Here is a 24,993-nt window from a genome sequence, read left to right as displayed (position 1 = left end):
CGGCTGCCCGGGGGCATCCGGATCTGCCGCGGCGCGCGCGGTCCGACCGTGGTCTCCGAAGGTCCGACTCTGCCGATGTGGGTACGACGGTTGACCGGTTGACAGAAATCGAGCTGGAGAGTGTCGGATCTGCCGGATGCCGTTCGTAGCGTATGCAGAGACGGACGTCGGGTCCGGGGACGATCAGAGGGAGCGGACATGCCTGAGTACCTCATCTACTTCAATCAGCAGTGGGTGGGTGACCACACCGAGGAGTGGTTCCGCGGGCGCGGTCCACTCGCCAGGGCGGTTGTCGATGAGATCAAGGCCGCCGGGGCATTCGTCTTCGCCGGGGGCCTGGAGGAGGAGGACGGCCCAGTCTTCAACGCAGACGCCACAAGCGGTGCGGTGGTCGTCACCGACGGGCCCTATGTCGAGAGCAAGGAGTTCCTGGGTGGCCTGACCATCGTGGACGTGCCGGATGAGGCGACCGCCCGGATGTGGGCCGGCAAAATCGCGGAGGCATGCGGCTGGCCGCAGGAGGTTCGCCGGTTCAAGCCGCGGCGCGTCTTGCAGGGATGAGATCGTCACCCGTCGGCTGGGGCTTGAGCCGAGGCGTGGCCGGCACCGGGGTGACGTCGCTGCTGCGGTATCGGAAAGGATTCGACCAGGCACGGGGGCGGCCAGAAAGTGCCGCCCCCGGAGCCGGCCGACGAAAGCGCTTCGCCGTACTCATCTGCCGTGACGCCCTTGTGGTGCCCGGCGAGGTGATCGCATCAGCGCTTGGCCTTGGTCTGTTAATCGTCAGCCCACCGTGCCAATCCGTGAGCACATGCTCAGAGCATCGCGCTCCCAGTCGCTTCCTACGAGAGCGACGGGGTAACTGACCTCTCTGCCTTGCTTGTCATCGGTCTCGACCGATAGCCCTAGCGGCAGCGGCTCTCGCTGGAGGTGTGCGACCGAGCACTCGAACCACAGCTCAACCGCGAGCTGACCGGTGGTGGCAGGGGGTAACAGCCGGGGCGCTCCGATGCTGTGTATCACGACGCCCGGCCTCTTTGCATGAACCCCACGAACGGTGATCGGCCCTGGGCCGGCGTTGGCCAACGCCAAATACCCGGACAGTCGGACGGTTCCCTCGGAGGCCGCGCTTCCAGAGTCGGCAGATTGAGGGAAGGCCACGAATGCGACCACGGCGTTCCGCTCCCGCTGATCACGCGAGTCTCGCAGTTGGCTGACACCGAAGCCGCCAAGCACAACGCCGACCACGAAGGCGGCGACGAGCCGCAGGGTCATTTTCTGTCTGACCACGAGACGGTCATGGGCGGTGGTATCCGACTCCGCGGACTGGTGATTGTGCCCGTCCAGGTCGATCACTGCGTGCTCCGCGACATGGGCGTCAGCCTAGGGGCTCGTCACACCAGGTCGCCCGGCCGTAGAGCCGCCCGTACAACCAAGGCCATGAACAGACGCCGACCAAGCCCGACAACGACGGACAGGCTGACCAGGCGTGCAAAGCCGGACCAGCCACCCCTGATGTTCTTCCAGCCCCAGGCCGTAGCTCAGTCGAGCAGTCCCGGAACCCGCTCCCGAAGCTTGGCCATCACCCGCGACAGCCCGGCGTCCAGGTCGTCGCCGTCCCACCGCACGAGTTCCTCGCCCAGCGGATTGCCCGACACCAGCACCGTCCAGCGCCCCCGTTCGCGTTCGCCGTCCATCTTGACGATGGCGACCAGGCCGTGATCCCCGGACTGGACCAGCAACTCCGGTTCACGCCACCGGTCCACCGAAACGACACATCCGGTTCGACTATCCACAACGGCCACTACGCGCATTCTCGCGGTTGCCCCTCGTGGGGCACCTCCTACCGGCGCGGTGGCCCGGCCCACCTCACCCGCGATGGATTCCTGCCATGACTCGCACCGCACCTCAGGGGCAAGCTGCGGCCGGTTCACCGGCTCCCCGCTGAGGCACCCGAGCCCCAAGACTGCCAGCGCCGCCACGAGCCGCGGGTTGGTCGTCCTGCGAGGCGACGGGGGACGGGCCGGCGCACTCAGATCGATGACGGGCATAGAGCAAGTTATCCGATGGGCAGGTAACCCGCTCGTACCGACGCCGGCCATCTACGGGCCAGTAACCGTGGCGCCAGCGGTCATGAGCGGGCACGAGCGGCATTGAGCTCTGCCGCCGACAGCAGGCGTTTCGTGGCATCGCGGCTCGTTGAGCGCGATCTTCCAAACTGAGGCTCCCGAGCGCGGTGCGGGCCAAGGGCGCTACGGCGGCCATGCCGGGTGTGCGGCCGAGCCACGCCAAGGGGCTCGAAGCAAGCTCCGTCCGTGCGATCCACGTGCGATAAGGAGTGGCCACTAGTGGGATTCAGGGGCCAACCAGGGACAGACCGGACAGGCAGCCTGCCGGGGCACAAAGCAGAACGCCGACCGGCGTTTCCGCTGGTCGGCGCTCCTGTAGCCCGGCGAAAGGCTATGTGGCCAGGGGCGGGGTCGAACCGCCGACCTTCCGATTTTCAGGCACCCGCATTCTTGCAGGTCAGCGCCGTTTCGCGGTTCATCGTGCAACTGGGCGTGCAAATTCGGGTCAGCCCTCGCAAGTGCTCGGTGTGGGAGCCGACACGGTGACCATGTCGCGTAGCGCGGCCAAGAGGCGCTCCCGCTCGTCATCAGGTAGACCGAACCGGGCATGCGAGAGTTTGGTGGCGTACGAGGTGAGGGCGTCGAGGTCGGCAAGTTGTTGCCGTGCCTCCGCCTCCATCGCGTCATCGGGGTCAACATCGATGGCCTCGTCGCCGGTGTAGTCCTCGGACGCCAGTTCCATGCGATAGTCGACGGCGTCGATGGCCCGACCTGCGACGTGCACGGCGAAGGCCGGCTCCGCATGGAGGTAGCACTCCGCCGCGAAGAGAATCGCGGCGGCCGGGTCATCGTCGGCGTCATCCGGGCCGTCCTGCCCATCGTTGTGGCAGTACTCGCTGATATAGAACTCGCCAAGGGCGACGGCGATTGGCTTGAAGGCGGTCTGATCGCCGGCGGCAGCACGCCACACCAGGTCGAGCAGAGGTCGCAGGCTCTGCGTGAACGGCAGCCGTTGCGGGTCCAGACGGATCAGCCGCTCCGCCGTGATAGCGGCGAATGCCACCGCCGTACCAGCGTTGGCGGCCAACACCCGCGACCGCACCTGCTCGCCCAGGGTCTGCCAATCCGTCATACCAACCTCCGAACACCGATGCGGGCAAAGACACGACCGGAACCTCCGGCCAGCGGTACGCCGACACGGCGACACGCCCAGCCGCACGGATGACGGACGCTGCCACGCCCCGATAGCGGTGGTCAAGCATCAGCCGGGACACGACAAGGGCTCTACACCATGAACTGCCGAATTAGCCTCTTAAGGATCAAGGCGGCCCGCAAGCGGGCCGCGCCGGCCGGCCCCGGCCTGACCAGGGCGCGTTTCGTGAGTGGGCGTTGGCCTGCTGAGGTCACGGATGTGGATGGACTCCTGGGTCCTTCCGAGCAGCCGCTTGCCGCGCGGCTTCCAACTGCAGCCCCGCGAGATTCGCATCTGATGCAACCCCCGGAGCCGGACCCCGCGTGACTATCCCGACTCGACAATCGGAGGCATCGGATGAGCGATCGTGACGCGGCGTTCGCGGCGTACTTCGCGGCACGATCAGACGCGATGCGCGGGACCGCATACCTGTTGTGCGGCGACTGGCATCGGGCGGAGGACCTGGTCCAGTCCACGTTCACGAAGCTGTACCTGGCCTGGAACCGGGCATCCCGGCACGAGGTGCTCGACGCGTACGTACGGCAGATCCTGTTGCGGACCTTTCTCGATGAGCGGCGCCGCGGCTGGTGGCGACGGGAACGTGTGCAAGACGAGGCGACGGAGCAGGCCGTGACGGCGGACTCGCCGGAAGAGCGGCTCGTGCTGTTGGAGGCACTGACGGGCGTACCGCCGCGCCAGCGGGCCGTGCTGGTCCTGCGGTACTGGGAGGACCTGTCCGTCGAGGAGACCGCGTCGCTGCTGCAGTGCTCGCCCGAAACGGTGAAAAGCCAGGCGGCGCGGGGCCTGGAAACGCTGCGCCGGCTGCTGGCGCCCACTTTGGCCGCTACCAGAAGGAAATACGATGAATGAGGACGAGTTTCGAGGAGCGCTACGCCGCACCATGGCGGTCACCAGTCCTCCCCCACCGATGAGCACAACCGACGCGCTGGTCGCCGGCCGCCGCGCCCGGTTCCGCCGCCGGCGCGTCATCTCGTTCTGCGCCGGGTCGGCGACAGCGGTCGTGCTGGTCGCCGCCGTCGGGTTCACCGGCATGTTGGGTAGCGGGAGTAGCTACAGCCCGGCGGGCACGCAGCCGTCACCCGGCAGCACGGTCGATCCGAGGATCGGCCTGTCGCAGGAGGAGCGGACCGCCGGCAAGAAGCAGGCACAGGCAATGCTCGACGAGCTCGTCGCCGTCGTACCCGCCGGATACACCGTGGTCGAAGACTCGTTGAATCCGGTTGCGTTGTTTCCGGCCAAGGTGGCCGACCGCCCTGCGACGAGCAGCGCGTCGGTATACCAGGCGTCGTTCTCGATACGTCAAGGGGAGCAGACCGGGCTGGTACTGGTCGAGGTGCGCACGGCGCACTCCCCATTGCCCCGGTTGCCGGGTGACGGCTGCGAATTGGCGCTGAAGCTCTGGCCCTTACCTCGCGGACAATGCCAGCTGGTGACCGTCGGCAAGGCACAGGTAGGGGTGGCCCAATCCCACTGGAAGAACGAGGACCCGCCGCGGTTCGCCCAGTGGGCCGGATACCGGCACCCGGACGGGGTGGTGGTCAAGGTCGCCCAGATCTCGAGGCCCGACCCTTACGCGCACCGCTTCGGGGTCCTGCCAGAGCTGAAGAAGCTGCCGTTCACCGTCGAGCAGCTCGCGGAACTCGCCGCCAGCGACCGATTCCGCGTCGATTAAGGCCCGACACGGCGGGTGGGGCGCGGGATTCCCGCGCCCCACCCTTGTCGCGGAGCCGCTACCTCATGCCGGGCTGGCCGGCGAAGATCACCGATAACAGCGTCATCATTTGGCGGCGGCCCGCTTCCATCTCGTCAACGCAGCCTTGGAGCCTGGGCCATGATCGGCAGGACAGGTCCTAGTCGCTGCCCTGGTCGTGCGGGACGGTGACGGTGACGGTGCAGCCCACCGGCCGGCCGATCTCGTCGTGGCCGGCGTAGGTGAGCTGGTAGACCCGGTCCCCGCCGTTACCGGCCCGTTCGGCCCGCAGCTTGCCGCTCGTGTCGGGCGTCCCGACGGCGAAGCCGCTGACGTCAGCGGCGTCGCCACCGGTCACGCCGGTCAGGGAGAACGCGTTCGGGCCGAGCACGCCGTCGCGCAGGTCCGCGGTCACGTTGACGTCGACCAGCTGGTGGTTCGGCGGCCACAGGACCGGCCGGTCCACGGCGCAGTCGAGCTGCCGCATCGGCAAGGGGTTCGCCAGGGTGGCGGTGGCGTGCCCGATGGTCGCGGTGAGCCGGCCGCCGGCCTCGTAGTACATGTGCGCGGTCCGGCCGTCGAAGTAGAACGTCGGCGCGGCCGAGCGGCCGAGGTCGGGGGCGGCAGCCATCGAGTCGTGCACGACGCCGAGGTGGATCTCCTGGTCGAAGTTCTCCCCGACGTCCACGGCGTGCATGTTGCCGTCGGCGGCGTGGTAGATGACGACGTTGCGGTCGTTCCAGCGCAGGAAGAACGGGCCCGAGGCGTTCGGCCCCTCGTCGCCCTGCGGGGTCACGATCGGTTCGGGCTGCATGGTCCAGGTCCGCGCGTCGTTGGAGACCGCCCAGCGGATCCGCCGCGACACGGGCCCGGTCGGTCCGGGCAGCGCCGCGGTCGGGTTGTCCATGAAGACCATCAGGTACCGGGTGCCCAGGCGGGGCACGGACTGCTCGAACACCCGGGCGTAGGAGGTCTCGCCGCCGGTCGTCTCGTTCCGGCTGACGGCGGTGCCGCCGTAGTTGAAGTGGATGCCGTCGTCGGAGGTCGCGTACCGGGTGATGGAGTTCTCGCCGTGGAAGTAGAGGAACAGCTTCCGCTCCCCCTCGATCCACACGGCGTGCGGCGAGGAGATGTGGCTGACCGTGGAGTAGTGCGGCAGCCAGGTGTTGCTGATCAGGGGGTTGGCGGTGTACTCGGTCCACGGACCGTCGATCGAGTCGGCGTACGCCAGGGCGATGCCGCCGGGACGCTCGTGCGGCGCGTAGTACAGGTAGTAGGTGCCGAGCGGGTTGGGGAAGTAGTCGGCGGCCCGGATGACGCTCGGGAAGATGAACTCGTTCGTCGGGTTGTAGGCCAGGGTGCTCTTGTCGAACGCGGTGCCCTGGTAGGTGAACTGGGGGAAGTCGAGGCCGGGATCCGCGGCGGCCGGTGCGGCGCCGGTCAGGGCGGCGACGAGCAGGCCGGCGCCGGCCGTGGCCAGGACGGCGCGTCGAGAGGACGGGACGGATGGCTTCGTCATGCGGCTTCCTCTTCTGTCGGTGCGATCGGGTGACGGTTCGCGAGCAGCGCGGGATGACTCTCAGTGAGAACACAGGGGACATCGATCGGCCGACGCCTGCGGCGTCGCCGTGCTAATACGTATTAGCATCTATGTTTCTCGAATGTTGCGCGCCCGGCGGCCCGTCTGTCAAGAGGTGGCCGGCGAGGCGCCCATCCACCCGGTCCACCGACCAACCAGCCGGGGGGCGGATCGGCTAATGCGCATTAGTTCAGCGGGTTCATCGCGCCGAAATCTTCCGGCCACCTCTTGACACGCGCCGCCGCACCCGCCAGGCTCCTTCCCAACCCCGAGCGCTAATACGCATTAGCCGCACCGGAAGGACCCGACGTGACCGCTCCCCTCAGACGTGTCACCCAGCGTGACATCGCGCGGATGGCCGGCGTCAGTCAGGCGACCGTGTCGCTGGTGCTCAACAACCGCACCGACGCGGACGTCCGGATCGCTCCGGAGACCCGGGACCGGGTGTTGCGGGTCATCGCCGAGACGGGCTACGCCGCCGACCCCGTGGCCCGCCGCCTCGCCTCGCGGTTCAACCGGATCATCGGCGTCTTCACCTACGAGCCCGCGTTCCCCAGCGGCAGCCGGGACTTCTTCCACCCGTTCCTGCTCGGCATCGAGGAGTACGCCGAGCGGGTCGGCTGCGACCTGCTCCTGTTCACCAGCGCACCGGTCGTGGACGGCCGGCGGCGCATCTTCCACCAGGACAACCGGCTGCGGCTGGCCGACGGGTGCATCCTGCTCGGGCGCGAGATCGACGGCGCGGAGCTGCAGCGGCTCAACGGTGACGGATATCCGTACGTGGCGGTCGGGCGCCGCGACGACGCCGGCGGGCCGGTCCCCTACGTCGGCGCCGACTACGCCTCGGCGGTGTCCCGGCTCGTGGAGACCGCGCTGCGGCACGGCCACCGCCGCCTCACCTACGTGGGCATGGGCATGACCGCCGAGTCCTCACAGGACCGGCGCCAGGGCTTCGTCGCCGCCGCGGGCACCGCCGAGAGCGCCCGCCAGGTGGCCGCGGCGCCCGGGGCGGCCGACGCGACCCTCGACGACCTGCTGGCCGACGGGAGCACGGCGGCGTTCGTGGAGGACTTCGCCACGGCGGTGGCACTGGAGGCGGCCGCCCGCCGCCGCGGCCTGACCGTGCCCGGCGACCTGTCGATCGTGACCCTCGGCGACCCGACCGTCCCCGTCCCCACCGACATCGCGTTCACCGGGTTCCGCATCCCCCGCGAGGAGATGGGCCGGCAGTCGGTCGAGGTGCTGACCGGCGTCATCGACGGCAGCGCGGGCGGCCTCCAGCAGCGACTTCTCCCCTGCGAACTCGTCGAGGGCAGCACCCTCGGCACCCCTGATCCGGCGGTCGACCGACCCTGAGCGGTCGGCCGCGCAACTGGAAGGAAGCAAGTGGTCATCATGCGTGCGGACGTCCTCGTCGTCGGGGGCGGCCTGGGCGGTGTCGCCGCGGCGCTCGCCGCGGCCCGGACCGGCCGGTCCGTCATCCTGACCGAGGAGTTCGACTGGCTCGGCGGGCAGCTCACCAGCCAGGCCGTCCCGCCGGACGAGCACTCCTGGATCGAGCAGTTCGGCGCCACCGCCAGCTACCGGGCACTGCGCAACGGCATCCGCGACTACTACCGTCGCCACTTCCCGTTGACCGAACGGTCCCGGGCGTGGACCGACCTCAACCCCGGCGCGGGCTGGGTGAGCCGGCTCTGCCACGAGCCGCGGGTGGCCGTCGCCGTCCTCGAGGAGATGCTCGCCCCGTACCGCGGTTCGGGCCGGCTGCGGGTGCTGCAGCCGTACCGGCCGGTGGCCGCGGAGACCGACGGCGACCGGGTGACCGGCGTGACGCTGGCGCACCGCGACCGGGACGAGCGGATCGACGTGGTCGCGCCGTACGTCCTGGACGCCACCGAGACCGGCGAGCTGCTGCCGCTGACCGGCACCGAGTACGTCACCGGGTTCGAGTCGCGGGAGGAGACCGGTGAGCCGAGCGCCCCGGCCGAGGCCCAGCCGATGAACATGCAGGCGGTGTCCGTCTGCTTCGCGATCGACCACGTCGACGGGGACCACACCATCGACCGCCCGGCGGGGTACGACTTCTGGCGCGACTACAAGCCCGACTTCTGGGGTGACCGGCTGCTGTCCTGGAAGTCGCCGCACCCGCGCACATTGGAGATCGTCGAGCGCAGCTTCACCCCGAACCCGGACGACGACCCGTTGAGCGTCAACGCCGACCAGCGCGTCAACCCCGGTGACGGCAACCTGTGGACGTTCCGGCGGATCGCCGCCCGGCGCAACTTCACCGACGGCGCGTACGGCAGCGACATCACGCTGGTCAACTGGCCGATGATCGACTACTTCGAGGGTCCGGTCATCGACGTGCCGAACGCGTCGTGGCACCTGTCCAAGGCCCGCGAGCTGTCGTACTCGGTGCTCTACTGGCTGCAGACCGAGGCGCCCCGGCCCGACGGCGGCACCGGCTTCCCCGGCCTGCGGCTGCGCGGCGACGTGACCGGCAGCCCCGACGGCCTGGCCCAGGCCCCGTACATCCGCGAGTCCCGCCGGATCCGGGCCGAGTACACCGTCGCCGAGCAGGACCTGTCCCTGGCGGTCCGGGGCGACCACGGCGCGGTCAGCTACCCGGACGCGGTGGGCGTGGGCATGTACCGGATCGACCTGCACCCGTCGACCGGCGGCGACAACTACATCGACGTGGGCTCCTGCCCGTTCGAGATCCCGCTCGGCGCCCTGATCCCGCAGCGGATGGAGAACCTGCTGCCGGCCGGCAAGAACATCGGCACCACCCACGTCACGAACGGCAGCTACCGGCTGCACCCGGTCGAGTGGAACGTCGGCGAGGTCGCCGGCCTGCTCGCCGACTTCTGTCTGGCGCGGGGCGAGTCCCCGCGTGCGGTCCGCAACACCCCCCGTCTGCTGGCCGACTTCCAGGACCGCCTCACCGCGGCCGGCGTGGAACAGCGCTGGCCGCGGATCGCGGGCTACTGAACACACACCCCCGGTGAGGAGAAGATTGTGAGAGCAGGAAAGGCTTTGCGCGGCGTCGCCGTGGCGCTGGCCGGCGCGCTCGCCCTGACCGCCTGCGGCGGCGGTGGCGACTCCGCCGACAGCGGTCCGGCGAAGCTGCGGATGACCGTCTGGTCGGCCAACGAGGCGCACCTCAAGCTGTTCAACGAGATCGCCGACGAGTACCGCAAGAGCCACCCGGACGTCGCCGAGATCAAGTTCGACCCGCTGCCGTTCGACAACTACACCACCACCCTCACCACCCAGATCGCCGGCGGGAACGCGCCCGACCTGGCCTGGGTGTTCGAGAACTCCGCCCCCGACTTCGTGGCCTCGGGCGCGCTGGCGCCCCTCGACGACACGCTCAAGAAGACCGAGGGCTACCAGTACGAGGACCTCTCCCCCGCCACGATCAAGCTCTGGCAGAACGACGGGAAGCTCTACGCGTACCCCTTCTCGACCTCGCCGTTCGGGGTCTTCGTCAACACCGACATGGTCAAGAAGGCCGGGCAGAAGACCCCGGCCGAGCTGATCGCGGCCGGGCAGTGGACCTGGGACAACGCCCTGGCCACCGCCGCCGCGGCGGGGGCGAAGTCCGGCAAGGCCGGCCTGGTCATCCGGGACTTCGACTACAAGGGCTGGGACAACCTGTCCACCTTCTGGACCGGGTGGGGCGCCCAGGCCTGGAGCGAGGACGGGAAGACCTGCGGGTTCAACAGCCCGGAGATGGTCGACGCGATGACCACCCTGCACAAGGCCACCTTCACCCAGAAGGCGCTGCCCGGCCCGGGCACGACGGCCGACTTCTTCGCCGGTGACTCGGCCATGACGGTCACCCAGATCTCCCGCGCCTCGCTGCTGAAGGACGGCGGATTCGGGTGGGACCTGGTGCCGCTGCCGGCCGGGCCGAAGGGCAACTACGCGGTGGTCGGCCAGGCCGGCCTCGGGGTGATGAAGAAGAGCCCGCACGCCAAGCAGGCGGCCGACTTCCTGGCCTTCTTCACCAACCCCACGAACGCGGCGAAGCTCGCCCAGTTCTTCCCGCCGCCCCGGCAGTCCCAGCTGACCGCCGAGACGCTCGCCAAGACGAACCCGAAGCTCAAGCCGGAGCAGCTGCAGAAGGTCGTCATCGACGGCATCACCAACGGCGTGGTCAAGCCCAGCCACGCCGGCCAGGCCGAGCTGAGCCAGCAGGTCCGCGCCGGCCTCGACCCGCTGTGGCAGCCGAACGCGGACGTCAAGGCCGTGCTCGACGGCGTCTGCGCCAAGATCCAGCCGCTGCTGGCGAAGTAGGGCTGACGATCATGACCCAGACGGACACCAGGGTGGGCCCGGCGACTGCCGGGCCCGCCCCGGGCCGGGCCCGGCCGTTCTGGACCACCCGCCGCCGGGACCAGCTCACCGGTTACCTGTTCATCACCCCGCAGCTGCTCGGCAGCGCCGTCTTCGTGATCCTGCCGCTGGTCCTCGTGGTCTGGTACAGCCTCCACGAGTGGAACGTGCTCGCCGGGACCTTCGACTTCGTGGGCACCGACAACTACCAGGCGCTCGCCGACGACCCCAACCTCGGCGCGGTGCTGCGCGCCACCGGGCTGTTCTCGGTCGGCCTCGTGGTGGTCAACCTCGGTCTGGCGCTGCTGCTGGCCGTCCTGCTCAACCAGAAACTGCGCGGCACGATCCTGTTCCGCACGCTGTTCTTCTCCCCCGTGGTGGTCTCGCTGGTGGCCTGGACCATCGTGTGGGGCTTCCTGCTGCAGGACAACGGCGGGCTGAACAGCCTGCTCGACACCGTCGGCATCGACGGGCCGAACTGGCTGCGCGGCGAGGGCACCGCGATGGTGTCGGTCATCGTCGTGCAGGTGTTCAAGAACGTCGGCCTGAACATGGTGCTGTTCCTGGCCGCCCTGCAGGGCGTGCCGGCGGACCTGTACGAGGCCGCGGAGGTCGACGGCGCGAGCCGGCTGCGGCAGTTCTGGCGGATCACCGTGCCGCTGATCAGCCCCACGATCCTGCTCACCTCGATCATCACGGTGGTCGGGTCGTTGCAGGTCTTCGCGCAGATCGCGGTGCTCACCCAGGGCGGACCGGGCACGTCGACGACGGTGCTCGTCTACTACCTGTACCAGCAGGCCTTCCAGTTCCATCACTTCGGCTACGGCGCCACGCTGTCGATCGTGCTGTTCGCCATCGTGCTCGCGCTCACCGTGCTGCAGTGGCAGATGCGCAAGAGGTGGGTCTTCCATGAGTCGTGACCTGTCGCGGCGGACCAAGCTGGTGCTCTACGGGGTGCTGCTGGTCCTGGCGATCCCGTTCGTCTTCCCGACCTGGTGGATGGTCACCTCGTCGCTGAAGCCGGTGGCGGACATCTTCGCCTTCCCGCCGGACCTGCTGCCGACCAACCCGCGGCTCGACGCCTACCGGCGGGTGTTCGAGTTGCAGCCGTTCGGGCAGCAGTACCTGAACAGCCTCTACATCGCGCTGCTGGTCACGGTCGGCACCCTGGCCGTGTCGGCGCTGGCCGGGTACGCCTTCGCGCGCATCCGGTTCCGCGGCCAGAACGTGCTGTTCCTGGTCGTCCTCGCGGGCCTGCTCATCCCCAGCGAGGTGACGATCGTGCCGCTGTTCCAGATGTTCTTCAAGCTCGGCCTGGTCAACACCCACTGGCCACTGATCCTGGTGCCGATCTTCGGCGCGCCGAGCGTGCTGGCGACGTTCATCATGCGGCAGTTCTTCATCAGCCTCCCTGGCGAGCTGGAGGAGGCGGCCCGGGTCGACGGGCTGGGCCGCTTCGCCACGTTCTGGCGGATCGCCCTGCCGCTGTCGCGGCCGGCGCTGGGCGCGGTGGCCATCTTCACCTTCCTGCACAGCTGGAACCTCTACCTGGAGCCGATCGTGTTCCTCTCCTCGCCGGAGAAGTTCACGCTGCCCCAGGCGCTCACCCAGTTCGTCGACGCCTACGGCGGCCCGATGTGGGACGTCCAGCTGGCCGCGGCGTCGATGACCGCGCTGCCGGTCCTGGTGGTGTTCGTCATCGCGCAGAAGCAGTTCGTCGAGGGCCTCGCGCACACCGGCCTCAAGGGATGACGGCACCGGTCGTCGGCATCGACATCGGCGGCACCAAGACGGCGGCCGCACTGGTCGACCGGGGCGGGCGGGTGCGGGAGCGCCGCGAGGTGCCCACGCCCGCCCGGTCCGGGCCCGACGCCGTGCTGGACGCCGCCGCGCGGCTGGCCGCCGACCTGCTCGGCGCGGCCACCGGACCGGTGGGGGTGGGCACCGCCGGCACGGTCGAGCCCGCCACGGGCGTCATCCGGTACGCCACCGACAGCCTGCCCGGCTGGACCGGTACCCCGGTCGCCGACGCGCTGGCCGCCCGGCTGGGCCGGCCCGTGCGGGTCACCAACGACGTGTACGCCGCCGCGCTGGGCGAGTGCTGGGCCGGCGCCGGACGGGACCGCGCCCACGTGCTGCTGGTGGCCGTCGGCACGGGGCTGGGCGGGGCGGTCGTGCGCGACGGCCGCGTCGAGGCCGGTGCCCGCGGCGCGGCCGGCGGGGTCGGGCACCTGCCGGCGCCGGGGGCCGAGCGGCTGCGGTGCGGATGCGGCCGGCCGGGGCACCTGGAGGCGGTCGCCTCGGGCAGCGGGCTGGCCGCCGCCTACTTCCTCGAAACCGGAACCCAGGTCACCGGCCGGACCGTGGCGGATCGCGCGGCGGCCGGGGACGGGGTCGCCGGGCGGATCGTGGACCGGGCCGGAGCCGCCCTCGGCGCAGCCCTGGCGGGGCTGGTGGCCCTGCTCGACCCGGACGCCGTCCTGGTGGCCGGCGGTGCGGCCGGCGCCCTGCTGCCCGCCGCGTCGGCCGCCTACGCGGCCGAGTTGCCGGCGGGCTGGGCCGACGTTCCCCTGCGGCCCGCAGCGCTGGGCACCGACGCCGTCGTGGTCGGCGCGGCCCGGCTCGCCATGGACAGCCACGACATCGAAAGGACCGACCGGTGAACGTGCTCGACGACCTGGCCGGCGGGCTGGTGGTGTCCTGCCAGCCGCTGCCCGACGACCCGGACGACCCGATGCGCGACCCGTACGTGCAGGCCCGGGTCGCCGCCGCGGTGGTGCGCGGCGGCGCGGTGGCGGTCCGGGTCAACGGACCCGACGACATCGCCGCGGTGCGCCCCCTCGTCGACGTCCCGGTGATCGGCCTCTACAAGCACGGCACCGAGGGCGTCTTCATCACCCCGACCGCGGCCCACGCCCTCGACGTGGCACTGGCCGGCGCGGACATCATCGCGATCGACGCCACCGACCGCCCCCGGCCGGACGGACGCACCTTCGCCGACACGGTCCAGCTGATCCGCGAACGGACCGACGCGCTGATCCTCGCCGACGTCGCCACCGCGGCCGAGGGCGTCGCCGCCGTCGAGGCCGGCGCCGACGCCGTCGCCACCACGCTGTCCGGCTACACCCCGGCCAGCCCACCGACTGACGGGCCCGACCTCGGGCTCGTGGCGCGACTCGTCGCACAGCTGTCCGTACCGGTGATCGCCGAAGGGCGGTACCGCACCACGGAACAGATCGGCCGGGCCTTCGAGGCGGGTGCGCACGCGGTGGTGATGGGCAACGCCGTCACCTCACCGCTGTGGATCACCCGCCGGCTCGTGCCGGCCACCCCCCGCGCGGCGAGCGCACCGGAAAAGAGGGAGTGAGCATGAGAAGACGTACCCTCCTGGCCACCGGCGTGGCCGGGCTGGCCACCGTGGCCGTCGGCCGGCCCGCGTTCGCCGGGCCCGCCGGCCGGCAGCTGACCGTGGCACTCGTGCCGTTGGACGACCGGCCGGTCAACACCTACGCGCCGCAGATGACCGCGGCGAGCGCCGGCGCCCAGGTGCGGCTGCCGCCGCGGGAGCTGCTGGGCCGCTTCTTCACCCCCGGCGACGGGGCCGCCATCGCCCGCTGGCTCGGCACCACCGACGGTGTCGACGGGTACGTGATCTCGGTCAGCATGCTCGCCTACGGCGGCCTGATCGCCTCACGGACCGCCGCGCCGACGCTGGCCGCCGCCCTGGACAACCTGGCCGCCGTCCGGGACCTGCGCGCGGCCCGGCCGGAGGCGGTGGTCGAGGTGCACGACACCATCCAGCGGCTCGCGGTCACCAGCACCGGCACGGAGCTGGACCGGTACCGCGACGCGCTGGTCAGCTGGGCGAAGCTCTACGACCAGGTGGTCAACCTCGGGCAGGAGGAGCTGCGGGCACAGCTCGACGCCGTCCGGGCGCAGATCCCCGACCAGGTCGTCGAGGACTACCTCGCCGCGCGGGCCCGCAACCACCAGGTCAACCGCCTGATGGTCGAGTGGGTGGCCGACGGCACCATCAGCCACCTCGTGCTCTCCGAGGACGACACCGCGCCGGTCGGGCTGGCCCGGGCCGAGCGGGTGGAACTGGAGGCGCTCGTCGCCCGGCTCGGCGTGGCCGACCGGGTGGAGATCTTCCCCGGCGCCGACGAGGTCGACGCGCTGCTGGTCGCCCGGGTGATCGCGGCCGGCACGACCCCCACCTACCGGGTGGAGTACGCCGGCGTCTCCGGCGAGAACTGGACCGCCCAGCTGGAGGGCATCCCGTTCGCGGAGAACATCCGCCGGCACGTGGCCGCCGTGGGCGGGCGGGTCGTCGACGGCGACGCGGACCTCGTGCTCGCCGTGAACACCCCCTCGGCCGCGCCCGCCCAGCGGGCCGCCGACCTGGACGCCTTCGTCGGGCGGATCGGCGAGCTGCAGGCCGCCGGCACCCCGGTCATCGTGGTGGACCCGCTCATCGTCAACAAGGCCGACCACGACCTGGTCGCGCGGATGGAGAGCGGTCTGGACCTCGCGGCGCTGCTGTCGTACTCGGGGTGGAACACCGGCGGCAACGCCCTCGGCCTGGCGCTCGGGCACGGCACCGCCCGGTGGGCGTACCTGCGCTCCTCCGGCAGCGGGTTCGGCGTGCCCGAGCTGCGCGGGCCCGGCCGGGCGCACGCCGAGTACCTGCTCTACCGGTTCGTCAAGGACGACCCGTGGAAGAACATCGTGCAGGTCGAGGCGTACGCGCACGCGCGGGCCCAGGGCTGGGACCCGCTCGCGCTCACGCCCGCGCAGAAGAGCTACTTCGACGGCTGGGTACGCGAGCGGCTCGTGCCGCTGACCGAGCGGTACTTCGCCGACCACTTCGCGGGGCACCGCGTCGTGCTGGGCCGGCGGGGCGCGAAGACGTTCACGGCGACGCTGACGCGCTTCGAGTCGGCCCGGGTCGAGCTGCCGTGGGACCGGCTCTTCGAGGTGATCCTGGAGCCTCGCCTGCAGCTGTCCTGACCGGACGGCCGGTCGCGCCGGGGGTCGGCCCGCCGGCGCGACCGGCGCGGTACCGGACCGGTTCGCGGCCTTTCGGCCTCAGTCCGTGAGGCGCAGCAGTGCCCGGCCGGGGAACGGCCGGCCGTTCTCCCCCTCCCAGGTGGCCAGGTGCCGCTTCTTCTCGGCCGGCGACGGCGCCAGGAAGTCGAAGTAGCGGAGGATCACGTCGCGGGCCTCATCGACGGTGTAGGTCGTCGCGGACGGCACCGGCCCGAGGCTCTCCACGGTCACGCCTTCGGGCGTGCAGCGCACGACGGCGGAGTTGCCCTCGAACTCCTCGTACGCGGAACGTCCGGACGTCACATCGTCGATGCACTGCAGCAGCTCCAGGCAGTCCGGGGCGTACGTCTGGATGTCGCTCACCAGCTGGGAGCCCAGGTCGCGGAAGTGCCCGTTGCGCGTCGTCAGGGAAGGCGCGCCGTACTGGTTCCGCTGGAACTCGATGCCGTCCTGCATGTGTCAGTTGCCCCCCGCCACCGGCCAGGCCGAATACCACGTCGTGCCGCCGGGATTGTAGAAGCCCTCCACCAGCAGCCCGTTGGCCCTACCCTGCCACTTGTTCGGATCCCCGGGGTGGGGACCCCCCGCCCGGAACGCGCCCTCGATGGTCTCGTCGACGCGCTGTGGCGTCCAGTTGTCGGGGAAGAACGTGCTGGCGCCCCGCTTCTGGCGCCAGACGCCGGTCGCGTCCTGCACGTCGACCCGGGCCCGGTACGTGCCGTCGACGTAGCGTTCCAGGATCATCTCCCGCCCGTTGGCGTCGACCCGGACCCGCGCTCCCGGCGGGTTCTCGCCCAGGAAGCGGTGGTGGAAGCCGGTGCCGCGTGGCGGAGTGGCGTTGGTGTTGACGTGGCCGCGGAAGACGTGCTCGTAGCGGCGGTGGCGCATCCGCGCCCGGAGCCATTTCTCCACGGGCCGGAACAGGCCGGCCTTGCCGCGGCTACCCACCGAGCACCGCGTCGGTCGCCATGGTCAGCAACTGGTCGATGAGGGCGCCGGTGATGAGTTTGAAGATCGGGATCTCCAGCAACGACGCCCCGAAGGTGACCGCGGCCGTCGCGATCGCCTGCGCGATCTGGATGGCCAGCAGCGTCAACTGCACGATCACGTTGATCTTCAGCGCGAGCACGATGCCGGCGCACACCATGAGCCCGGCACCGATCAGCGCCGCCGCGCCGGCGCCGTCGTCGAGGTTCGTCTTCGCCGAGTCGCCTGCCTCCCAGGTCGCCTGGAAGCGCTCGATGGCGGCGTCGCGATTGTCGGTCCAGAGCTGCCGCGCCGACCGATCGGCCTCGGCCACGGGAGCCGCCAGGCGGTCGGGGAACGCCAGCCACGCCTGCCCCATCTCCAGCAGCTTCGTCTCGTCGGCCTCGGGCCAGGTGTACCCGAGCACACCCAGCAGGGACACCAGCTCGGCCGGAAGTGTCATGCCCATGGTCAGCCCAACATCTCGCGCAGGCGGCCGAGGTGCTCGGCGATGGCCCGCTCGGTCTCCTGATAGTTCATGCCCATCACCCGGCTCAGCTTGCCGATGTCCTCGATCTCGACCAGGTTGGCGTCGTAGGTCTCCATCGCCAGGTCCCGGATCGTCTCGTACACCATCCCGATGAGCGAACCCAGATCGTCGCCGCCCCAGGGCGTGCCGAAGGCCGCCAGTTCGGCGTTGAAGGCGGAGACCGCGGAGCGGATGCGCTGGGCCGAAGCGAGGATGTTGTCGCCCGCGTCGATAATCGCTTCCGGGTTGATCTCGATCTCACCGGTCATGGCCTGTCACCCCGACCCTCGCTCATCGTCACGGCTCCCGGATGCGGGCCATGATGCCGGTCAACGCCCCGGTCAGCGCGGCCATCTGCCGGGCACTGGCGTCCTGTAGCTCGGCCACCCGCCGGCTGAGGTCCTCCCCGACCGGTCCGGGAGGTACGGCGTCCGCCGTCCCCACGTCGTCCAGCGCCCGGTTCACCGCCTCGACGACCAGCTCGCCGAGCTGCCAGGAGGTGAGCCGGCCGGCGCGCAGCTCCAGACGTACGACGCGACCGGCGCCGTCGACCTCCGCCGACACGTGTCCCGCGTCGTCGGATCCCACGCCCCGCCGCACCGGCTCGTGGGGCTCGCCGGCATCGGACGGAACTCCGCGCGCCGACCTGAGCACCTCCATGACCCCGCCGAGCAGGTCGGACGTTTCCTGAGTGGGGACGTCGCCGCCGAGCCCGGTGCGCGGGCCCGCCTTGGTGACCGCCTCGTTGAGCGCCTCCTGGAGGCGGCGCCAGGCCAGCTCGCTCTCGGCGACGGCCGCCGCGAGACCGTCGGCCAGTCCGGACAGCTCGGGCGCGGGCTCGACGCCCACCGGGTCGGCGCGGGCAGCGGCGAGCGCATTGTTCGCCGCCTTCACGACGACGGGGGCGAGATCATCACCGGACAGCCGCATCAGCTGCGCGGCCAGCCCGACCGACCGCAGGCGGCCCGCCGACGCGACGACTTTGACCTGCCCGTCCGCGGCGTCTCCGTGGCCCTCGGCGGCGGCCTCCGGCCGGGACCGGTCCGCCTGCAGCTCCGCCAGCTGCCGGCGGTAGGCACCCACCCGCCGCACGAAGTCCACATCGCCGTCGTCTGGCATCCCGTAGCCTCCCCGTCACCGCCACCAAGACCCTAGCAACCGTCATCATCCGCAGCAGCGTCTGTTGTGGACGGACGCGGGGGCGTCAGCCCACGCGGTCGCGGTGCGGGCGCGGTCGGTGCTGCCCGTCCTCGCGGTCGATCCGGAGCTCCCGTTCGAGCTCGCCGATGACGGCGCGCAGGTCGTCCAGCCGCTGGGTGAGCGCGATCCGGTCGAGCTCGTCGGGCACCCCGTCGCCGTCCTCGTCGTAGTCCGGCGCCAGCCGCTCGGTCATCTCCAGCCGGCGGGCCTCCTCCATGGAGTTGACGATGACCGCGATCAGGATGTTGAGCAGCAGGTTCACCGTGATCAGGACGTAGCTGACGTAGTAGACCAGCGTCCACGGCGACACGGCCATGCCCTGCTCAAGCAGGTCCGGCAGGGTTTCCAGCGACAGCAGCACGAACAGGGTCAGCAGTGAGCGGCCGATGTCGCCGTACTGCTCCGGGTACCGGGTTCCGAAGATCAGCCAGCCGGCCATGCCGTACACGTAGAGCGTGACCGCGGCCAGCGCGAGGAAGCCGGCGACGCCGGGCAGGCTGCGCCACAGCGCCGCCACGATGGTGCGCAGACCGGGTGAGAACCGCACCAGCCGCAGCACCCGGGCGACCCGCAGGAACCGCAGCACCCCCGAGTCGCCGTGCAGGCCGGGTACGAAGATGCTGGCGATCACCAGGAAGTCGAAGACGTTCCAGCCGTGCCGGAAGAAGTCCTGCGGCCGGCGACCGAAGGCCAGCACCCGGATCGCGATCTCCACGACGAAGACGAGCCGGAAGAACCACTCCAACCACCGCAGGACGGGGTGCGCCGCCCCGACGTCGCGGTAGGTCTCGAAGCCGAGCACGATCCCGTTGAGCATGATGACCACGACGATCACCACGTCGAAGGCACGCGAGTCGGCGATCAACCGGCAGCGCTCCGCCAGGCTGGGCCGCCCGGCCGGCGGTGCGTTGCGCTGCCGGGGCACGGTGGACGGCCTCACCGCCCCGGCCCGCCCACACTCCCAGCGGGACCGTCGGACTGAGCAGGTGCGCGGTGCCGGGCAAGCATGCGGACAAGCCTAGAGGTGCGGCCGGTTCGCGCCCGTCGCCGTCCCCCGGTGCCGCCCGTCCCGGCCACCCGGGCGCGCCCGTCGGTCGGCCGGCGTCAGGGCGTCGCTTCGATGATGCGCAGGTCGCGGTCGGCGCCGTCGCCGAGCGCCCGCAGCGCCTCCTGGTAGGCGGGGGTCTCGTGGGCGGCGAGCGCGGCCTCGACGCTGTCGAACTCGATCAGCGTGGTGCGCTCCAGCGCGCCGGACTCGAACGCGTGCGCCGGCAGGCCGCGCGCCAGGAACGTGCCGCCGGCGGCGCGCAGCGCCGGCCCCGCCAGCTCCGCGTACGCGGCGACCTTCCCGTCGTCGCTGATGGACCGGTAGGTGGTGATCCAGTAGGCCTTCGGCACCGTCGCTGACTCCCGCTCATGAGGATGGGCACCCCCGTTGGACTGCCCTACGCAGGTTAACGGTCCTCGACCGGCGTGCGGTCAGGTCTGGGCACGGGTGGCGTCGACAATCCGGCGTACCTCGTCGCCGTCCGTGGCCTCGCGTCCGTCGCGCCGCACCGGTGCGCGCAGGTGCACCTCCCGCGCCCCGGTCTCCGCGAGCACCTGCCGGACGTTGTGCGACCGGATGCCGCCGCCGGCGACGACCCGCAACCGGTCGCCGGCCCGCTGCCGCAGCGCCGCGATCCGCGTGGCGCCGGCCAGCGCGCTCGGCGCCCCGCCCGAGGTGAGCACCGCGTCGGCCCCGAGGTCGATGAGCTGCTCGATCGCCGTCAGCTGGTCGCCGACCTCGTCGAAGGCCTTGTGCACCGTCACCGGCAGCGGTCCCGCCGCCGCGATCAGGCGCCGCAGCACGGCCAGATCGAGGTCGCCGGCGGCGGTGACGGCACCCACCACCACCCCGACCGCGAGATCGTGCGGATTGGGCAGGCCGCGAATGGCCTCGATGTCGGCGAGCATGACCTGCTCCTCGATCCCGCTCACCCGGAAGTCACCGCCACGGGGACGGACCATGACCCGTACGCCCACCCGGCGCAGCGTCCGCAGCGCGACCGCGACCGTACCCAGGCTCGGTGTGGTGCCGCCCTGGCCGAGGTCGGCGCACAGCTCCAGCCGGTCGGCGCCGGCAGCCTCGGCCACCAGCGCCGTCGGCACGTCGCTCACGCAGATCTCGACCGTGGTCATGCGGCCGCCCCGGCCCGGGCGGACGCGGCCGTCGACTCCGGACGCAGCGGGAAGTGGCAGGCCACCTGGTGCGCGCCGCCGGCCAGCGGCGGCTCCGTCTCGCAGATGTCCTGAGCCAGGGGGCAGCGGGTCCGGAACCGGCACCCGGTGGGCGGGTTGAGCGCGCTGGGCAGCTCGCCCCGGATGGTCACCCCGTCGCGCGCGGCCGCGGCGTTCGGCGTGACGGAGGGAACGGCGTCGATGAGCGCCTGCGTGTACGGGTGCCGGGCGGCGCGGACCACGTCCCGCGCGGGCCCGACCTCGACGAGCTTGCCGAGGTACATGACGCCGATCCGGTCCGCCATGTAGTCGACCACGGACAGGTCGTGGCTGATGAAGACGTACGCCACACCGAGCTCACGCTGCAGGTCCCGCATGAGGTTGAGGACCTGCGCCTGGATGGACACGTCCAGCGCGCTGACCGGCTCGTCGCCGACGATCAGGCGGGGTTGCAGGGCCAGCGACCGGGCCAGCCCGATGCGCTGCAGCTGACCGCCGGAGAACTCGTGGGGGTAGCGCTCCAGGACCCGCCGCGACAGCCCCACCTGGTCGAGCAACGTCGCGATCCGCGCCCGCCGCGCCGCCGCGCCACCCACCTTCTGGATCTCCAGGGGTTCGGCGAGGATGGCGTCGACGCGCATCCGCGGGTTCATCGCGGCGTAGCTGTCCTGGAACATCAGCTGGACCTGCCGGTGCATCCGGCGGCGCTCCCGTCCGGCCAGGCCGGCGATGTCCGTGCCGTCCAGCATGATCTGCCCGGCGGTCGGCTGCTCCAGCCCGACGGCCAGCCGGCCCACCGTGGACTTGCCGCAGCCGGACTCGCCGACCAGCCCGAACGTCTCCCCCGGGCCCACGTCGAACGACACACCCGCCACGGCGCTGACCTGCCCGGCGGTCCGGCGCAGCAGCCCACGGCCGTGCGCCGCGTAGTTCTTGACCAGGTCCCGCACCGACAGGACGGGCCCGGCCGCCGGCTCACCGGGCGCGGCCGCCGCGCCGGCCGGCTCCGGCACCGGCTCGACCCGTGCCGGGACCGGCTCGACCCGTGCCGGGACGGGTTCGACCCGTGCCGGGGCGGGCAGGCTGACCGGCGCGGCGGGCTCCGCCGGCACCGGGTGCAGGCAGGCGTGCTGGTGCGCACCGGCCGACAGGGTCACCTCGGTGGTCCGGCACTCGTCGGTGACGTGCCGGCAGCGTGGGGCGAAGCGGCAGCCGGTCAGGGGCCGGGACAGGTCCGGCGGCAGGCCCGGAATGCTGTAGAGCCGGGCGTGTTCGCCGGACTCCCGGATCGCCGACTCGGGGAGCGCCTCCATGAGCGCCTGGGTGTAGCGATGCCGCGGCGAGCGGAACAGCTCTGCGGTCGCGGCGGTCTCGACCACCCGTCCGGCGTACATGACGGCGACCCGGTCGGCACGGCCGGCGATCACCCCGAGGTCGTGGGTGACCAGGACGACGGCCATCCCGAACTCTTCCCGCAGGTCGTCGATGAGTTCGAGGATCTGCCGTTGGGTGGTGACGTCGAGCGCCGTGGTCGGCTCGTCGGCGATGAGCAGTCGGGGGGAGCAGATCAGGGCCATCGCGATGGCGACCCGTTGCCGCATCCCGCCGGACAGCTCGTGCGGGTAGTTGTCGACGATCCGCTCCGGGCGCGGCATCCCGACCCGGCGCAGGATCTCGATGGTCCGCTCCCGGGCCTCGGCCCGGCCGACCCGCTCGTGCACCCGCAGCGGTTCGCCGACCTGGACGCCGATGCGCATGGTCGGGTTGAGCGAGGTGAGCGGGTCCTGGAAGACCATGCCCATCCGGACACCACGGATCCGGCGTACCTCGTCGGCCGGCAGCGATCGCAGGTCCCGGCCCTCGAAGAGGATCTGTCCCCCGGACACCCGGCCGCCGGGCGGCAGCAGGCCCATGATCGAGAGCGCGGTCATCGTCTTGCCGCTGCCGGACTCCCCCACGACGCCGAGGGTCTCCCCCGGCATGACCTGCAGACCGACCCCGTCCAGGGCGTGCACCGTGCCGCGGCGCAGCGCGATGTCGGTGTCGAGGTCGCGCAGTTCCAGCAGGGGCTGGACTCCGCCGGCTGCCGGCGTGTGCCGGCCGGTCGATTCGCTCATTCTCTGCTCCTGCTCAGCGTCGCCGGAGGCGGACCTCGAAGGCGTCCCTCAGCCCGTCGCCGATGAAGTTGAAGGCGAGGACGATGAGGATGATGGCGATGCCGGGCGGGTACAGCAGCCACCAGTGGCCGCTGTACGTGTCCGCCAGGCCGTCGGAGAGCATCCCGCCCCAGTTGGCCGCCGGCGGGGGGACGCCGAGGCCGAGGAAGGACAGGTACGCGACGTAGAGGATCGCGTCGGCGACCTGGAAGGTCGCGTTGACGATCACGGTCCCGATGGCGTTCGGCACGATGTGCCGGCGTACCGCCCGGCCGCCGGTGCCACCCATCCCCCGCATGGCCTGGACGTACTCGCGGGAACGCAGGGTCAGGGCGTCGCCCCGGACCAGCCGGGCCGGTCCCAGCCAGGCGAACGCGCCGATGATTACGATGAGCATGGACACGCTCGGCGTGACGATGGCGGCGAGCAGCATGAAGAGGAACAGCGACGGGATCGACATCATGGCGTCGACCACCCGCATCATCGCCGAGTCCACCCAGCCGCCGGCGAACCCGGCGACGGCGCCCCAGATCGTGCCCACGGCGGTGGCGAGGATCCCGGCGGCGAGCCCGACGATGATCGAGGTCTGCCCGCCGAGCATGAGCCGGCCCAGCTGGTCGTAGCCGACCCCGTCGGTGCCGAGCGGATGCCCCTGCTGCCCGGGCGCCAGGTGGACAGCGGTGAGATCCGTGTGCACCTGGTCGGTGTGGTAGAAGAGCGGACCGAGGAAGCAGATCCCGGCCAGCAGGACGAACAGGCCCAGGCCCACCAGGGCGAGCCGGTTCTCGCAGAAGACGACCAGCCCCTGCCGCCAGAGGCCGCGCACCGGCGCCTCGGCGTCGGCCGGCTGGTCGGGGACGGCGCCTGGGCGGACCGCCTCGGAGAGTGTGGTCATGACGCGCTCCGCTGGAGTCGGACCCGGGGATCGACGGCGGCGTAGAGCAGGTCGGCGACGAGCGCGCCGACCACCGTCGCGATCGAGATGATGACGGTGACCCCGAGCAGGATCGGGAAGTCACGCTTGAGCGCCGCCTGCCAGAACAGCTGCCCCATGCCGGGGAAGTTGAACAGCGACTCGACGACCAACGCCCCGCTGAACAGCGCGGGCAGGTACATCCCGAGCAGCGCGATGACCGGGAACAGCCCGTTGCGCAGGGTGTGCCGCAGCACCACCCGCCGCTCCGAGAGGCCCTTGCTGCGGGCGGTGCGGACGTAGTTCTCGTTGAGGTTGTCGACCATGGCGGAGCGGACGTACCGCGAGTAGACCGCGATGGTGACGACGGCGAGGGTGATCGTGGGCAGGACCAGCCCGGCCGGATCGGCGAGCACCTCCGCCACCGTGAACCCCTGCGGCGCCTCGGGCGGCAGGATCGGCCAGACCTGCGAGAAGAGGATGATCATCATGAGGCCCATGAAGAAGATGGGCGTGGCGTACGCCAGCAGCGACAGCGAGGTGATGGCGTAGTCGGGCCAGCGGTTGCGGCGTACGGCCTGGATCACCCCGAGCGGAATCGCCAGGACGATGGCGAGCACTGTCGACAGCAACGACAGCACCATGGTCTTCGGCAGCCGCTGGGTGATCGCCTCGACGACCGACTGGTTGAGCTGGTACGAGTAGCCCAGATCGCCCCGCAGCAGGCGGTGCACGTACATGCCGTACTGCTGGATCCAGGGCCGGTCGTAGCCCATGTCGTGGTTGAAGGCCGCCAACTGCTCCAGCGTGGCCTCCTTGCCGAGGGTGGCGCGCGCCGCGCCTCCGGGCAGCAGGTGCAGGATGAGGAACGCGATCACCGTGACGAGCACGACGACGACGAGGGCCTGGCCCAAGCGCGTGATGAGGTACCGGACCACCTGGGCCGTGCCTCCTCCCTGGTCGGGGGGGCCGGGGGGGGGGGGGGGGGGGGCGGGGGGGGGGGGGCGGCGGGGCGGGGCGGCGAACTCCCCACACGTAAACACAAAACACTAAAAAACAAAAAACAAG

Annotated in this window: 26 protein-coding genes; 11 read left to right on the top strand and 15 right to left on the bottom strand. The window is 71.1% G+C overall.

The window, feature by feature from the left end:
• Positions 1–198: 198 nt before the first annotated feature.
• Positions 199–561 (top strand): YciI family protein, encoded by a 363-nt coding sequence (locus ABZ452_RS17485; RefSeq protein WP_357943761.1) that lies wholly within the window; start codon positions 199–201, stop codon positions 559–561.
• A 222-nt stretch (positions 562–783) separates the two neighbouring features.
• Here ABZ452_RS17485 and ABZ452_RS17480 read toward each other — a convergent pair whose 3' ends face one another.
• The 3 genes from ABZ452_RS17480 to ABZ452_RS17470 all read right to left on the bottom strand — a co-directional run bounded on the left by ABZ452_RS17480 (position 784) and on the right by ABZ452_RS17470 (position 3,201).
• On the bottom strand, positions 784–1,356 hold the full coding sequence (locus ABZ452_RS17480; protein WP_357943759.1) for a hypothetical protein: 573 nt from the start codon (positions 1,354–1,356) through the stop codon (positions 784–786).
• 185 nt (positions 1,357–1,541) lie between these two features.
• A complete protein-coding gene (locus ABZ452_RS17475) occupies positions 1,542–1,766 on the bottom strand; it encodes a hypothetical protein (protein ID WP_357943757.1) in 225 nt (74 codons plus the stop codon).
• 808 nt (positions 1,767–2,574) lie between these two features.
• Positions 2,575–3,201, bottom strand: a complete 627-nt coding sequence (locus tag ABZ452_RS17470) for a hypothetical protein (RefSeq protein WP_357943755.1) — start codon at positions 3,199–3,201, stop codon at positions 2,575–2,577.
• A gap of 417 nt (positions 3,202–3,618) precedes the next feature.
• Here ABZ452_RS17470 and ABZ452_RS17465 point away from each other — a divergent pair, with 417 nt between their 5' ends.
• Together ABZ452_RS17465 and ABZ452_RS17460 are read left to right on the top strand one after the other, a co-directional pair.
• On the top strand, positions 3,619–4,131 hold the full coding sequence (locus ABZ452_RS17465; RefSeq protein WP_357943754.1) for a SigE family RNA polymerase sigma factor: 513 nt from the start codon (positions 3,619–3,621) through the stop codon (positions 4,129–4,131).
• Entirely contained in the window at positions 4,124–4,954 is an 831-nt protein-coding gene (locus tag ABZ452_RS17460) for a hypothetical protein (RefSeq protein ID WP_357943752.1), read from the top strand. Before ABZ452_RS17465 ends, ABZ452_RS17460 begins: the two co-directional genes overlap by 8 nt.
• A 178-nt stretch (positions 4,955–5,132) precedes the next feature.
• Here ABZ452_RS17460 and ABZ452_RS17455 read toward each other — a convergent pair whose 3' ends face one another.
• Entirely contained in the window at positions 5,133–6,491 is a 1,359-nt protein-coding gene (locus ABZ452_RS17455) for a hypothetical protein (protein ID WP_357943750.1), read from the bottom strand.
• Positions 6,492–6,860: 369 nt separating this feature from the next.
• Here ABZ452_RS17455 and ABZ452_RS17450 point away from each other — a divergent pair, with 369 nt between their 5' ends.
• Genes ABZ452_RS17450 through ABZ452_RS17415 form a run of 8 tightly spaced genes read left to right on the top strand, consistent with a single transcriptional unit; the run spans position 6,861 to position 15,902 of the window.
• Positions 6,861–7,907, top strand: coding sequence for a LacI family DNA-binding transcriptional regulator (locus ABZ452_RS17450; protein WP_357943748.1), 1,047 nt, complete (start codon positions 6,861–6,863; stop codon positions 7,905–7,907).
• A gap of 39 nt (positions 7,908–7,946) precedes the next feature.
• Positions 7,947–9,542: an FAD-dependent oxidoreductase gene (locus ABZ452_RS17445; protein WP_357943746.1), complete on the top strand. Its 1,596-nt coding sequence runs from the start codon at positions 7,947–7,949 to the stop codon at positions 9,540–9,542.
• Between the two features lie 27 nt (positions 9,543–9,569).
• Positions 9,570–10,853 (top strand): sugar ABC transporter substrate-binding protein, encoded by a 1,284-nt coding sequence (locus ABZ452_RS17440; protein ID WP_357943744.1) that lies wholly within the window; start codon positions 9,570–9,572, stop codon positions 10,851–10,853.
• A gap of 11 nt (positions 10,854–10,864) precedes the next feature.
• On the top strand, positions 10,865–11,812 hold the full coding sequence (locus ABZ452_RS17435) for a sugar ABC transporter permease (RefSeq protein ID WP_357943742.1): 948 nt from the start codon (positions 10,865–10,867) through the stop codon (positions 11,810–11,812).
• Positions 11,802–12,644, top strand: coding sequence for a carbohydrate ABC transporter permease (locus ABZ452_RS17430; protein WP_151462263.1), 843 nt, complete (start codon positions 11,802–11,804; stop codon positions 12,642–12,644). The genes ABZ452_RS17435 and ABZ452_RS17430 overlap by 11 nt, the downstream gene beginning before the upstream one ends.
• Entirely contained in the window at positions 12,641–13,555 is a 915-nt protein-coding gene (locus ABZ452_RS17425) for an ROK family protein (RefSeq protein WP_357943740.1), read from the top strand. The genes ABZ452_RS17430 and ABZ452_RS17425 overlap by 4 nt, the downstream gene beginning before the upstream one ends.
• Positions 13,552–14,259: a putative N-acetylmannosamine-6-phosphate 2-epimerase gene (locus ABZ452_RS17420; protein ID WP_357943738.1), complete on the top strand. Its 708-nt coding sequence runs from the start codon at positions 13,552–13,554 to the stop codon at positions 14,257–14,259. Before ABZ452_RS17425 ends, ABZ452_RS17420 begins: the two co-directional genes overlap by 4 nt.
• A gap of 2 nt (positions 14,260–14,261) precedes the next feature.
• On the top strand, positions 14,262–15,902 hold the full coding sequence (locus tag ABZ452_RS17415; protein ID WP_357943736.1) for a DUF4127 family protein: 1,641 nt from the start codon (positions 14,262–14,264) through the stop codon (positions 15,900–15,902).
• Between the two features lie 78 nt (positions 15,903–15,980).
• Here ABZ452_RS17415 and ABZ452_RS17410 read toward each other — a convergent pair whose 3' ends face one another.
• The 11 genes from ABZ452_RS17410 to ABZ452_RS17360 all read right to left on the bottom strand — a co-directional run bounded on the left by ABZ452_RS17410 (position 15,981) and on the right by ABZ452_RS17360 (position 24,863).
• Positions 15,981–16,397 (bottom strand): hypothetical protein, encoded by a 417-nt coding sequence (locus ABZ452_RS17410; RefSeq protein ID WP_357943734.1) that lies wholly within the window; start codon positions 16,395–16,397, stop codon positions 15,981–15,983.
• Positions 16,398–16,400: 3 nt separating this feature from the next.
• Positions 16,401–16,889, bottom strand: coding sequence for an EndoU domain-containing protein (locus ABZ452_RS17405; RefSeq protein ID WP_357204370.1), 489 nt, complete (start codon positions 16,887–16,889; stop codon positions 16,401–16,403).
• On the bottom strand, positions 16,882–17,376 hold the full coding sequence (locus ABZ452_RS17400) for a hypothetical protein (RefSeq protein WP_357204368.1): 495 nt from the start codon (positions 17,374–17,376) through the stop codon (positions 16,882–16,884). Before ABZ452_RS17400 ends, ABZ452_RS17405 begins: the two co-directional genes overlap by 8 nt.
• A 2-nt stretch (positions 17,377–17,378) precedes the next feature.
• Complete coding sequence (locus ABZ452_RS17395) at positions 17,379–17,705, bottom strand: hypothetical protein (RefSeq protein ID WP_091257727.1); 327 nt, start codon at positions 17,703–17,705, stop codon at positions 17,379–17,381.
• Positions 17,706–17,733: 28 nt separating this feature from the next.
• Complete coding sequence (locus ABZ452_RS17390) at positions 17,734–18,555, bottom strand: hypothetical protein (protein WP_357943732.1); 822 nt, start codon at positions 18,553–18,555, stop codon at positions 17,734–17,736.
• A gap of 85 nt (positions 18,556–18,640) precedes the next feature.
• A complete protein-coding gene (locus ABZ452_RS17385) occupies positions 18,641–19,576 on the bottom strand; it encodes an ion transporter (protein ID WP_357943730.1) in 936 nt (311 codons plus the stop codon).
• Positions 19,577–19,740: 164 nt separating this feature from the next.
• Positions 19,741–20,034 (bottom strand): DUF1330 domain-containing protein, encoded by a 294-nt coding sequence (locus ABZ452_RS17380; protein WP_357943728.1) that lies wholly within the window; start codon positions 20,032–20,034, stop codon positions 19,741–19,743.
• A gap of 81 nt (positions 20,035–20,115) precedes the next feature.
• Positions 20,116–20,817: a copper homeostasis protein CutC gene (locus ABZ452_RS17375; RefSeq protein ID WP_357943726.1), complete on the bottom strand. Its 702-nt coding sequence runs from the start codon at positions 20,815–20,817 to the stop codon at positions 20,116–20,118.
• Positions 20,814–22,973 carry an ABC transporter ATP-binding protein gene (locus ABZ452_RS17370; protein ID WP_357943724.1) on the bottom strand — a complete coding sequence of 720 codons (2,160 nt, stop codon included), beginning with the start codon at positions 22,971–22,973 and terminating at the stop codon, positions 20,814–20,816. The genes ABZ452_RS17375 and ABZ452_RS17370 overlap by 4 nt, the downstream gene beginning before the upstream one ends.
• 13 nt (positions 22,974–22,986) lie before the next feature.
• Entirely contained in the window at positions 22,987–23,907 is a 921-nt protein-coding gene (locus ABZ452_RS17365; RefSeq protein WP_357943722.1) for an ABC transporter permease, read from the bottom strand.
• A complete protein-coding gene (locus ABZ452_RS17360) occupies positions 23,904–24,863 on the bottom strand; it encodes an ABC transporter permease (protein WP_357943720.1) in 960 nt (319 codons plus the stop codon). The genes ABZ452_RS17365 and ABZ452_RS17360 overlap by 4 nt, the downstream gene beginning before the upstream one ends.
• Between the last annotated feature and the right edge of the window lie 130 nt (positions 24,864–24,993).

The sequence above is a fragment of the Micromonospora sp. NPDC005707 genome, assembly GCF_040631005.1.
Taxonomy (GTDB): domain Bacteria; phylum Actinomycetota; class Actinomycetes; order Mycobacteriales; family Micromonosporaceae; genus Micromonospora.
This window is presented reverse-complemented; position numbering and strand designations above follow the sequence as displayed.